Annotated in this window: 11 protein-coding genes; all 11 read left to right on the forward strand. The window is 50.6% G+C overall.

The window, feature by feature from the left end:
* The first annotated feature begins 58 nt into the window (after positions 1-58).
* Complete coding sequence (locus QQ055_RS00100; RefSeq protein ID WP_286003997.1) at positions 59-1,393, forward strand: hypothetical protein; 1,335 nt, start codon at positions 59-61, stop codon at positions 1,391-1,393.
* A 65-nt stretch (positions 1,394-1,458) separates the two neighbouring features.
* Positions 1,459-2,799, forward strand: a complete 1,341-nt coding sequence (locus QQ055_RS00105; protein ID WP_286003998.1) for a hypothetical protein — start codon at positions 1,459-1,461, stop codon at positions 2,797-2,799.
* A 167-nt stretch (positions 2,800-2,966) separates the two neighbouring features.
* On the forward strand, positions 2,967-3,191 hold the full coding sequence (locus tag QQ055_RS00110; protein ID WP_286003999.1) for a hypothetical protein: 225 nt from the start codon (positions 2,967-2,969) through the stop codon (positions 3,189-3,191).
* Positions 3,192-3,196: 5 nt separating this feature from the next.
* Positions 3,197-3,808 carry a hypothetical protein gene (locus QQ055_RS00115; protein WP_286004000.1) on the forward strand — a complete coding sequence of 204 codons (612 nt, stop codon included), beginning with the start codon at positions 3,197-3,199 and terminating at the stop codon, positions 3,806-3,808.
* A gap of 16 nt (positions 3,809-3,824) precedes the next feature.
* Entirely contained in the window at positions 3,825-4,853 is a 1,029-nt protein-coding gene (locus QQ055_RS00120; RefSeq protein WP_286004001.1) for a hypothetical protein, read from the forward strand.
* 26 nt (positions 4,854-4,879) lie between these two features.
* Positions 4,880-5,677, forward strand: a complete 798-nt coding sequence (locus QQ055_RS00125) for a hypothetical protein (RefSeq protein ID WP_286004002.1) — start codon at positions 4,880-4,882, stop codon at positions 5,675-5,677.
* A 3-nt stretch (positions 5,678-5,680) separates the two neighbouring features.
* Positions 5,681-6,652 (forward strand): hypothetical protein, encoded by a 972-nt coding sequence (locus QQ055_RS00130; RefSeq protein WP_286004003.1) that lies wholly within the window; start codon positions 5,681-5,683, stop codon positions 6,650-6,652.
* 6 nt (positions 6,653-6,658) lie between these two features.
* Positions 6,659-7,480, forward strand: coding sequence for a hypothetical protein (locus QQ055_RS00135; protein ID WP_286004004.1), 822 nt, complete (start codon positions 6,659-6,661; stop codon positions 7,478-7,480).
* Positions 7,473-7,916: a hypothetical protein gene (locus tag QQ055_RS00140; protein ID WP_286004005.1), complete on the forward strand. Its 444-nt coding sequence runs from the start codon at positions 7,473-7,475 to the stop codon at positions 7,914-7,916. Before QQ055_RS00135 ends, QQ055_RS00140 begins: the two co-directional genes overlap by 8 nt.
* A gap of 118 nt (positions 7,917-8,034) precedes the next feature.
* A complete protein-coding gene (locus QQ055_RS00145) occupies positions 8,035-10,344 on the forward strand; it encodes a hypothetical protein (protein ID WP_286004006.1) in 2,310 nt (769 codons plus the stop codon).
* 5 nt (positions 10,345-10,349) lie between these two features.
* Positions 10,350-12,794: a hypothetical protein gene (locus QQ055_RS00150; RefSeq protein WP_286004007.1), complete on the forward strand. Its 2,445-nt coding sequence runs from the start codon at positions 10,350-10,352 to the stop codon at positions 12,792-12,794.
* Positions 12,795-12,800 lie beyond the last annotated feature (6 nt).

Genomic DNA, 12,800 nt, shown 5'->3' on the forward strand with positions numbered 1-12,800 from the left:
CAACAATGTTTATCCTGTTCGCGGATGTTTAACGCATCCACACAGACCGGACAAAAATATGAATCCAGATACAAGCGCAATTTGGGCAGAATTTGAATCAAGTGCCTCCGCAGCGATGGATGAGTCCGCCACGGTAGATAATACCGCCGCCGACGCAAATCAACCTGACCCTGCCGACGCTCATACCGCAGACGATGCCGCCACGGACGCCGCTGAGGACGTAAAGGAAGCTGAAGCAGAATCTTCTGAAAAAAGCACCGATACAGCCGATGAAGCCGCCTCCGGTGACGAGACATCCGAACTTGACGAAAAAGACGATACCGAATCGTTTGATGAACTGTTAGATCCGATCCCGACCGCAGAGCAATTACTTGCCAAGCATACGCGCATACCCGACGAGACGAAGCAGGAACTTGTGAGCCTCGCTGATAATTGGCGATCGGCACAAGAGAAACTGAATAAGATCGGCGGCGAATTAGGCGTAGAGATGCTTGAGCCGGTGGTGAACCTGCTCGGGAACCCAGACCCAACCCCGAACGATGCGATCACGGCGTTTGACCAAATGCTCAAAACGAACCAGACCGCTACGTTGCTCGGGATATTGGAATCCTCGGAAGCGATACTGACGAGTCCGCACGAACATTTTCAAAAGATGTCCGATGCTTTGATAGCACGGGTATTCGGCGACAATGTGACAAAAGAGCATATTCAACAACTGCTGCTGCTTGAACAGGCAGGGATCACGAACCTTGAGGAAGATCTGAAATACGTCGAAGCCAACACAGAAGGCGCGACATCGGTATTCACCAAGCAGAATGAGACCATCAAACAGCTTCAAAAGCAGTTAGCAGACAAAGAAGAATTGCTCAATGACCCTGAAAAACTCGCAAAGGTGCAGACATCCAAATCGGATACGGCCTTTGAGACTGATTTTGACGGACGTATCAAAGAAGCCATCGACCCGTTCCTGAAGAAAGGCAACTGGAGCCAGGAATCGGCACTCGTAAAGCACGTTATGCCTAGCATAATGAACTCTTTGAAGAACGACCCTGATTATCAGCAAATGAAAGCGTATATTCGGCAAAACGGCTACAATGCCAAGAATTTGCCGTTTCCGGTGGCATCGAAGCTGCTTGCATTGACCAATAAGGCAAAGGCAAGGACAGAGATCGCCATTCGGGAGATAAACGCCGAGTTAAGGGGACGTGCGGCGAACGGGCTGAATGCGACGGTCAAGCAAAAGACCGCGACAACGAAGCCTCAAGCAGTCGCAGTAGCCAAAAAGACCGATAACGGCACTTTGGCACGAGGAACCGCTGCATTTGAGAAAGAACGCGAAGCCATTTGGCGCGAGTTCGAGGAACAAGAAGCAGCGGCGGGATACAGGAACTAACGGATCATCTCAGGTGTTCATTGCATACGGTCAAAATAGATCAATTTTGAGAGGTATGAGCAGCAATGGCAGCACTTCAATTTAATACAACACAGCTTGCGAACGCGCAGCTTCAGGTGATGAGCCGTCTTTACGATCTCTATCAGAACGAAACAGTTCTGTGGGGCGAACTTGAGAAGGTTCCGCGAGAAGAGATCAACTTCAAGGGCTATCAGGTGGTCAACGAGATACACCCGAACGCCTCGCTCGGTTATCGGTCAGGTAACGGCGACACGCTTCCGGTTCCGCAAGGTCCGCTTTGGGATAACTTCACAGTTACCTATGTCGGCCTGCAAGCGGGAACCGATCAGACCTATGCGGCATTCTTGAATAACAATTCACGAGTGACCGCTAACTTCAGGCAGGTGGTCGAATCGAACGCACGGCAGTTTGCATCGATCTTGGACACTTACGCAACACGCGGTAACGGAACGCAGATGATGGCGACCGTTTCAGCCGCCTATGACGGCGGTTCGCCGACCGTAGCAGTTTGCAACGGGTCAACGGACTCCATCGGTCCTTCCGTGCTCGTTCCATCGGGTTACTATCAGGTATGGAACTCGGCGGGAACGACGCTTCGCAACGGCACTATCGGCGGTGCGGGTATCGTTCAGCTTGCATCGAAAACTGCGGCGAACGCGATAGGTGCAACGAACTGGCCTTCCGATATGGCAGCGACCGACATCATCGTTCCGGCGACGGGCGGTGGTTCGGCAGACGCGAGCTACGGGCTTTACGGCTTGCAGCACATCATCGACAGTGCCGGAACTTACTTCGGTCAGAATCGATCAGCGGTAAGCGGACTCGCATCGTATGAAAAAGCGATGGGCGGAAACTTGACGGTGGCCGCACTTGCCGAAACGTATGCGTCAATGGTCGATCGCGGCGGTTACTACGGTGAAGAGTTGAAAGACTTCTTGACCATCTTTATGAACTCCGGTAACTGGAACAACTACACGTCGTTGGCACTCAATTCGGGTGCGGTCGTTGGTTCGCCGAATCAGTTTATGCACACGAACTCCGGCAAGCCAGGACTTGACTTTGGCTACAAGTCGGTGAAATACACCTACTTCGGTGCGCCGGTAAGGGTTCTGCCGAACGCTGAAGGTTCGGAGATCTACTTCCTGAATTTCAAGATGCTCAAACGAGCTATTTTGAAGGATGTAGGTAATATCGCAGCCGGAATGCCAGCAAGCGATTGGCTTCAGGGCGTTAACGGCGACGGTAACTACCTGAACAGCCGTGCAAGATGGATGGACTTCTTCGGGCAGGTGTTCTCGCCGCAGCCTTTCAAACTTGGAAAGATCAGCGGTATCACACTTGTAGCACCGACGCAGAAAGCCACCCGAGTGCTTATGAACTCATAATCTGACCGTAGGGATGATGTGAGTTAAAGATCGAGGCAGGGAAGCGAAATACCTTTCCTGCCTTGAAATTAGGAGAAAAAGACAATGCAGTTCCAAAGTTTGCCGGTTGTAAGGCCAAATACAAATGAACCGTTGGAAGTTATTACATATTCGCAGGGAAGTGAGCCGTGGCTGCCTTCTCAGGGCGATATTGGGCCGGACTGCCCGTAGGAATGATCGTGACGATACTGCAACTAGAATCCGGGGCCGTCGTGACGGTCGCAGGAGCCGGAAATGTAACGGTGCTAGGACTAGGCGGGGCAACGGACACGACCGGAGCCGGAGCGAGAGCCGAACTTATCTGCTATGCCGCTGATGAATGGGTTCTTTCCGGCGACGTAGAAGCACCGTAAGGTTTATGACAACAAGACAAGCACCAAAATGGTTTGAACATCAATTAGCCGATCTGGGAGGCCGCAACCCGTTCGGCTATCCTCGTGTGCGGGTAGTATGGGCGCCTGACCGTCGCTTCGAAAGCGGTGTGATGCAGGGGCGATATATGTATCCCGATTCGACCAATCCATCAAAGTCTTTACAATGCTGGATGCTGGAAACGTGGATGCCGCCCGATCTATTCCGTGAAGGATGGAATGAAGCGATATTAGGCGAATTTCCGCACAAAGGGATGTATGGTTTGGTATGCCCGATCGCAGAATTCTATCAAGATGGACGAGTGGCGGTATTTGAACTGACCGAAGCCACGCTTGACAGCATCAAGAAGAAGTATATGGCTGACCAAGAGTGGGCAAAACTTTCAGCGGAAGATCGTTTTCAGATCGAAGAGGACAATATGGCCGAGGAATTGGCACTTCGAGAAGAAAAAGCGTCCAAGCAGGCAGATGATGTATTTGACCACGTTGTAGCACACGAGCACGAGATCAATCAGGAGATCACTCGCGTTTGGTCGATGCCGGAACATCTAGCTACGCAGGTAAAGGGCAATAAACTGCCTTTAGAATCGAACAAGTAAGGACAAAGGAGAACATATGAACACGAGTTTAGCGTCGGCAACGGCAAAGATGAACGAGATCCAAAGAAAGTCTGTGGACGACCGGAGGCGTCGGCTTGTCTATTCGGGCGGAACGCCGCATATGGCGTGTAATCCAAAGACATCAGGGATCGAATCGAATCCGATAGAAGGCGGACGGCTGTATGTCATCGCACCGGGGCGTGACACGATGAACGGTGCATTTAACGAGGGCACAGGTTCATTTGACAAGAAAGAGATCGAGATAATGCCGGTCACTTACATCCGAGGGCTTTATCGAAAGTTCGTTGAAAGCGATGCTGGCGATATGGGCTTGCGGGAACTCAGGAGTCTGATCGAGGCGCCGTATGAATACGGAAACACCGCAGAAGAATCATACGATCTTGCTTTCGATTACTTCAACGTGCTGCATCCGCCGCTTTCGAAGCCGTGTCCGTTCGGGCTTGAGCGTGTTTACAGCTCGGTGACACCGGGTAATCTGAATGCTCAGATGTATCAATCGTGTCCGACGTGCCGGTTGGAAGAACTGAAGAGCGAGGCTTGCAGTGAACGGATATTCCAAGCATCGCAATCGTTGGACAGCGGGATATTGCAGGCGTTACGCGAAGAATTGATCGCAGCCTGCGAAGCGACGCTTGCGTTTGCCGATTATCAGATCAGCGTGACCGAGGGGCAATTGGAAGGTGCAAAGCACGGTGAAGTAGGGGCGAAAAAGACCCGCAACGAAATTGACCAAGTGTATCTGAAGATGCGACACCGCCGTATCGACGCTGTTCGAGAACAAGAGACTCAGCAGCAGATCGAGATACTGACGACATCGCTTCAGAACGCACTTCAGGGTGCGGCAAGTCAGCCGGTGAAAGCAGAAGCACCTGCGGAAGCACCGGCAGAAGATGTGATCGTTCTTTCAGGCGAAGATAAGGCTAAGTATGAAGAATGGCAGAAACGGTCGGCGGCATTAGCCAAAGCCCGTGAGGTCCAGAAGCAGAACAAGGCCACGAAAGACGAAGAGCCGAAAGAAGAATAGTCCCGAGACAATAGAGGTAAGCCGCTGTGTGTGATTCGTATAGCAAGATATTCAGTTCTGCATATCTCGGCTTGGGGCAACCAACCGACGATCTGCTATCAAAATTAGAATTGAGCAACATCGTAACGCAGCGGCTTTCCTTGCGTTTGGAATCGGTGCGTCAATCTGAGCAGGGCGTGGCGATCGCCCGTTCGCAAGAGTTCACGTTGGCAGCCGATCAGGACGAGATAGACCTTACGGACGAGATCGAGGACTTTGTAATACCGATGTGGGTAGAACGGCAGACCCTTAGCATCGGGCAAACACCTGTTTGGGAATTTGTGCCAACGGTCAATATCTCAATGCTTCAGGAACAGCGGCAGACATTGACATCAGCCGTTGCATTTCACGGTGAAAATCCGCGGCAAGTAAAAGCGACGTTCTCTTACAACGGTCAGATAGCTTGGTGGGGTATTCCGCAGAATCGCATATTCCGCGTTTGGTATTTGCCGACATTATCAATGCCGAACAGCGAGACGGCACAGATAGACCTGCCTGAGAATCTGGTCAATATACTCGTGTATGACGTGTATGTAAGAGCGATACCGTTGCTAAAGGTCAACATCGCAAAGCAGTTGACAGACCGACCGGAACTGAAGCCATATCTCGAAAGCCTGAATGATCTTTACGTTCAATACAAAATGGAACAGAAAGAGTTCGATCACTGGTTTCGGAAATGGAAAGATGAGTCCCGCGGAGCCCACAGGCCCAGGAATAGACCCGACGTTTTGCAAGATATGAGAGCTATACGGGGTTATTCAGGGTATTACGGAGGTGAGAATTAACGTATGGCAACCGTAGTAAATTTTGATGACGTGCGCAAGGCTATTGTTAGCATCCTCCAAAGCTCGACTACGGCTTACGGCTCAGGTTCCACCGGTTCGACGCCTGACGGATCGAACGCGATGTTTGTCTCGAACGAGGAAATCCAAGACGCCGTACTTTACACCGACGCCGAAATCTGCACCCTAATAGCCAACACGCCCCAATCGCCATTTCAAAGCACATTTGCACAGACATCGACCGCACTAAATACCGGTTCATTCGGGGGCGTAAACCTTCCCGCGAGAAACGGAATGGTCATCAAGGTGACAGGGTTAAATGGTCAAGCCACAGCCGAGGTCGATAACTACGACTTCACCGATAATGAGGTAAACTCAATCGGTCACGGGTTCGTGACGGGACAGGCGGTTACGCTCGTAATTCTCACCGGCGACGGCGGCACACAGCCAACTGAGCTTAGTTTTGGCACGACTTACTATGTGATCTTCAGAACTGTGGATGCCTTTTCCCTGGCATATTCGCCGTATGAAGCGCAGAACGATATTGAGATAGACTTTACGGTGGGAGACGCTGAAACAGGGACATCGGGTTACGCTCCGAACTATGTAGAGCAGTATAAAGGCAGAAATGCCGACGAGATAAAAGAGGTCAATATGTTCCCTGCTCGGTTTGGCGTGAATACAGCATCAAACTCAGTAGTGCCGTGGTTTTTTATCGAAGGCAACGTTCTTTATTCGACTGCCCTTTATTCAAAGGTGATCTACACGGATTATACAAAGACGAATGCCCCGCAAGCTCCGCAGAATTTTCGGAACGCATTAGTTGCAGGGGCGGTCGCCAGATTGCTCAAGGACGGAGCGGACGAATCGGTTCTTGGATACTACAACCAGCTTTTCGCACAGTATATGCAGCAGATCGCGGCAGGTGCGACGGTATTGCCGGAGTTTGCGGGATACGCGATAGCGGGAAAAGGATAACAAACAATGTTGACAGCACCGGAATTAGGACTGCTTCTAGCTAAAAGGGTTAAACTCGGCCCCGAATATACGTTGTCTCTGCAAACGCTGATACCGGCTGCGTTGGCGAACCTTGCCCGTAATGTTGCAAAAGATCCGCAACGGCGAAATATGCTGATGACGGACGCCGAGATAGTCACGGCAGATGTTGAGCAATCGGTTTTAGACGGACGATACCGAGCGAACCTGTTTAACGTGCTGACGACATATCAAGCGATGATCAAAACGCTTCGTTACGGCACGATCTGGCACGTTCCGGCATCTGTCGGGTTTACGAGTTCGGACGTTATCACAGTGACGAACGAGATCATTGTTACCGGACATTCTTTCACGACCGGACAGCGTATCAGATTCACGACAACGGGCACATTACCGGACAATATCACGGCAGGCGTGATCTATTTCGCCATTGTGCGGGATGCCGACACCATAGCGGTAGCCGCGACATACCAAGACGCTATTGATGACGCAGCTATCAGTTTTGATATGTCGGCGGGAACGGGTTCGAGCCTTATCCATTTTGTTGATGGATGGCAGGAAGTTCAATGGCTTCAGAGTCCGACGCAGGGAACAGTTGAACCGTGCGGGCCTTTCGAGTTCGTTACAGCGTATCTGATCGGTGACAAGATGTATTTGAACAACGTAACGGGCGGTTCGTTAAGGTTCGCTGTGCCGTATCTGCCGACGCTTGAGACATTCCCGAACGACGAGGACTTAACACAAGACCTGCTTGACGAATTGGTAGCGTTATATCTGACCGCAGACCCAGCACTTGAAAAGGATGCTTAAAAAGAAGCTCACTATCGCTGATGAAATGGATGCGATGCCTCGACCGCCACGCATCACACCTGAATTATTGGAAAAGAACGACGCAGAGCAGGCGTTGCTGAGAACGACTTCGCCGTTCGACACTTCGGTAAACGGGCGGATGCTCCAAAGGGCAAAGGTCATCGTCAATGAGATGCAGGATATTCCGGCAGACGACCTTAGTCCGAGGCAAAAGCTGTCATACGCGACATCGTTGGGGATATTAGGGATGTTTGACGAAGCATACACGGTGTCCGGCGACGAGCGATACAAGGCGTATGGTGACGCATTTACGAATAAGGAATGCGAATGCCCGGATCGAGAGACCTATGTGGTCGAAAACGCCGTCCAGTTAAAAAGACGTTCTCGACTCGATATGAAAAGACGCGGATCTACCGAAACGGCTGGCATTCGCTGATAAGCTGCAATAATTGCGGGAATTTGACGATCAAAAAGCAATGAGACGACAGCCGCTAGGCACACATATATTTGACGCAGGCTTTAGCGATTCGATAAATCCGCTAAAGGCGAACCCTATGCAGTGGGGTGATGGTTCGTGCAATTTATTTATGCTTGGCGAGGGCTATCGCCGCCCTTTTAGGGGATACTTCACGCAAGGAACAGGCACAGGATCGAGACTGATGTTCCCGTTTGGATCGACTTACGGCGGATTGAGAGATTATTCGACGGTGACGGCACTTGGTTCGCTGTTAGAGGACTATTCGAACACGTTGTTTACCATCGGTGCAGGTGAAGTGGTCAAAGAAGGCATTCCGGTCAGCGAATACGCCTTAGATTTTACATTTGATCCGGCAGACGTGACGGTTTCGACAGGCACAATTGCTGAGACGTCGCACGGATTGACGACCGGAGAGCCTGTATTCTTACGAAGCACAGGAACACTGCCATTAGGATTAGTGGCTAACCGTGCGTATTTCGCTATCAACATCACAGCCAACACATTCAGATTTGCCCTTACCTATAAGAACGCATTGGCAGGAACGGCGATAGCGAACGTCGGAACGCAGGGAACGGGCGTTCATTCGCTGTTTGGCGATGCAGGTTCGTTACCGATACGAGCTTCGAGCATTATGAAGGTCGGATACAACCGTGTCGCCGATTACTTCTACGAGTATGTTGAGGATGCAGGACTTCCGCGAGTGGACACGCCGCAGGTGACGATCCCGACAAGCCCAAGTGCATCGTATCTCGGACTTATCAACGGCACGGTGAACTATAAGATAGCGGCTATTCGAGATGTCGCAAACGCAGGACAGGATATCGACAATCCGGCAGCTCCGGTGCGAGGCTTGGCGTCCAGTGCATCGGTCGTTGTTACGCTGATAAACAACACGGTTCGAATAACCTTTCCAACGGCGGTCACAGGACAGACGCATTGGGCGGTATTTTCGACACAGGAAGGATTCGGCGGCACAGGTGCTTTCTACCGATTAGGGTGGCGGCAAACGTCAGATGCTGATGCGGTTTGGTATTTTGGCATCAGCGAGACGACCGTAGCCAATGCCCCATCACGGACATTGGAGTTTGATTACCGAACGGGGGATCTGTTACCAGAATTGGCTTGGATACAGGATTATGAGCCGCCGCCAGGTTCACACTGTATTCGGTTGGAGAACATAATGGTCGTGCTCGGAGCGTATGATGGAACCGTAGGCGCGGTAAGTTTGCCGAACTATTTTGAATCATACAATCCATTTCATCTGCTATATTTCCCTGAACCGGTAACGGCTGTATTGCAGCGACAGATCGACAATTACGCATTTGTGGCGACTCGGAACGGTATCTATACGATCCAATATGTCGGCTATCGCGGCGAGGATCTGCCAAGTGCGACGGTAACGACGATAAGCCCCGAGATCGGCATTGCGTATCAGCATAATTGGGCGATCGGTGCGGGCAATATCGCAATGTTCATCGAGGGTGCGGGAATAGCGATAATGCGGAATGAGGGCGTTATTGACTACGAATTTGGGCGAGAAGTGGCACGTTTCACAAGAGGATGGACGGCGGTAAATACAAAAGTAGGATTCGACCCGTCAACCCGTTCGTTCGTATTCGGGCATCTTGGCGAATCGGTCTCGTTCTGTCTTGAAAGCGGTGTATGGTCAACTCCGGTTTACAACACGGATGCGGGCGTTAATGCTAATTGGCTGGCTTGTATCAATGCTCAAGGACGGCTCTATACCTCACTGGATGCGTCAGGAACGGCGACAGCATATATCTACGACGATGCGACAGATACGACCCGAATGCCGATATGTTCAAGCGGGCAATGGATAGTGCCGCAAGGAACGGGCAGGGGTAACGGTATCTACGAATTAGCGTCTGCTATCGATCAGGGCAACAACATCGAACCTGTGATAAGCGTTCTGCATAAGAATCTGTTTCAAAAATACATTCGAGGCTGTTCGACAACGAACGGCAGCAATACACTGACAGCCCCCGCGAACACGTTCACAACGGCTTGGACAGGCAAGATCGCGGTAGTGACAGGATTGAACGTCGGCGGTTCGGGCGTGAACTATCTGATCGTCCGTTTAACATTTGCGACGAACGCGACGGCAACGATGACAAATCCGACAACAGGAACGAACGTAAATGCTCAGGCATCGCTTACAAATGTGTTCGTGCTGATCGGCGAATACGCCTATGCACAAACTCCGGTAGCGAACCGAGAGCAGCATTTACCGAATCTGCGTCCGGCTGTGCAGGATTGCCGCAGCTATGCGGTATCGGTGTATCAGCCAACGGATGCGGTTCGAGGCGGATGCTATGAAGTGGACATATTCGGAAGCCCGCACAGGACATCGGCGGTCAATGTTTAAGAAGAATGTTACGAGACGACCAACCCATAGACTTGGTTCAGGCGACGTTGCTAATATCATCCTTGCAGGACAAGGTTGAGCGGCTTACAGGTCGCGTTACGTCTTTGCAGGGCATTCTTTTGCAGCCGTCACAAGGTGAGGGGATTCCAGCAAATTCACCACAAGCGGTAAATCAGATCCGCAACGGCACATTTTCACATTCGACCAATAGCTGGAACAACACGCCGGGAGCGAATAACGGACAGAGGGAATGTGCTTGGTATTATTCGCATCCGATCCAGCCCGGGCAGCCGATGTTCAAAGAGAACTACGCTTCACCGTATCAGACATTGACGCTCGGAACGGTGACAGGCAGCAACATCACGATAACAGACCATTTTCTAATGACCGGCACGGCGGTGCGTTTCTCAGGTTCGATACCAACCCCGTTAGCACCGTCAACGACCTATTATGTTATCCCGATAGACGCGAACACGATACGAGTTGCCGCTACGCTTGAAGATGCGATAAAAAGCAACGAGATCACGCTTACCAACACGGCAACGGGCGGCCTCCTGATATACAGCTATACATTAAAAAGCAGTAACAATGATTATTATTCCGAGCATTTTGCCGATTGGGATATCGCAACAGGGTCTGCTCGGTTCACGAATCCTCTAACGGACATCTCCTGTTTTTTGCCGGGCAATAATATAGAGGCCGGATATTCTTATTATGCGGTCTTTAGCATAGTGCGAATGAATCCGTATGTCTTCGCGTCGCCTTCTTGCCGTATATTTGCCGGACTCTACGGTTACTCAACATCTCAGACACAATGGAACTGGCTAAATGCTCCGTATGTGATCACCGGGCAGCCTCTTGGGACAATAAACACGCCTACTGAACGCGAATATCTTGTCTTTGTAGAAACGGACAGGGGGGTTACTATCGCCACTTCTCCATTATTGATAACAGACACTCCCAGTGATGCGGATTTTGGAGGAGGGGCGACAGTGTTCCTGCGATGGCCCCGTCCTTTGAGTTTTGGTGTTACAAGCTACGCGATATATCGCCGGACGCCGACAGAATTCGATCCAAGCGACGTTGATACAGGAACGGATGAGATAACCATAACGGCACACGGGCTAACGACCGGACAGCCTATCAGATTCACGAACAGCGGAGGCGGCCTGCCTGCACCGTTATCAGCATCAACGGTCTATTATGCTATACGCATCAATGCGAACGTATTTCAGGTAGCAGCATCTGTCTCTGATGCGACAAATGGCATCGAGATAGATCTGACAACAGCAGGAACAGGTTCTCATTTCTTGCAGGTATATGTAAGATTGAACACCATATCCGGCATCTCGTTTTTAGATAATGGCGGTTTTCAGGCATTTGCTACCGGATACCCGACCGCTGATTACAACGAGCTTATTGCATATACCGCGTCTGTTCCGAATGTGGTCGCGACGCTTCCTTATTCGGGAGACCCTTTGTTCAATGGATGGGCAGTCCTGCCATTCGCTATCCGTGTTCCGCAAAATTATGACAAAGGGGATACCGACCTTACATTGGGACAATGGCTCCGATGGGGGCTGACCGAAGAATTGAATTTAAGAATAGTCAACGATATCACCGCGACGTTCAATGATAATGAGTTCATTAGCACGGTCGGGCAGTTTGAGACAAATATGATCAGGAAAACAGCGGTCGTGCAAGATAAGGCCGGGAATGTTATTACTGGAACCGTTACGAATGTATCCGGCATCAATTCGATACAATTAGATACCAACTGGACATACACGACCGATACGAACGCTACGATAACCATTGAAGGCGGCGCTCCTGCGCATTCTTTATTCATTGACCTTGCCCATTTAACGTATTCACAGGGTGCGGCATTCTCTCCTAATCCTGAAGATATTTCGCCGGACAGAGGCATCCCGACAGCAGTTCCGAATGGAACGACGCAAGGGCCGATCATCATTGGTCAGCTTCCCGGTAACAGCGATGGAACTCCAGTATGTCTATACCAATACGAGACGGTAGTCACGGAAACCGGAGAGATATTTGCCCACGAATTGCGGTTAGGAATGAGGCTTCCGAACGGGCACGGCAGTTACAATACGCTGGTCGAAATGAAGTCGGGAGTGTCGGATGTATGGCGTGTAACGACGGAAAATGGGGCATCGCTTCTTTGCACGGATACCAAATTGATATATGTGGGCTTAAATGAAACAAAAATGTTAGCCCAATTACAAAAAGGTGATACTATTTTAACGGTAGAAAACGGTGTTATTGTTGAGGCATCTATCTTAAACATTGAAAAAGTTTTAACAAAGCAAATTGTCGTCCAGATCGGCTTAAGTCCAGGACATTCATTCTTAGCCGGAACATCTGAAGTAAAGGTCTTGGTGGATAATAATAAGCCATTGCCGCCAATAGAATTGCCGCCCGTGATCTAAGATCGT

The organism is Geitlerinema calcuttense NRMC-F 0142 (assembly GCF_030285425.1).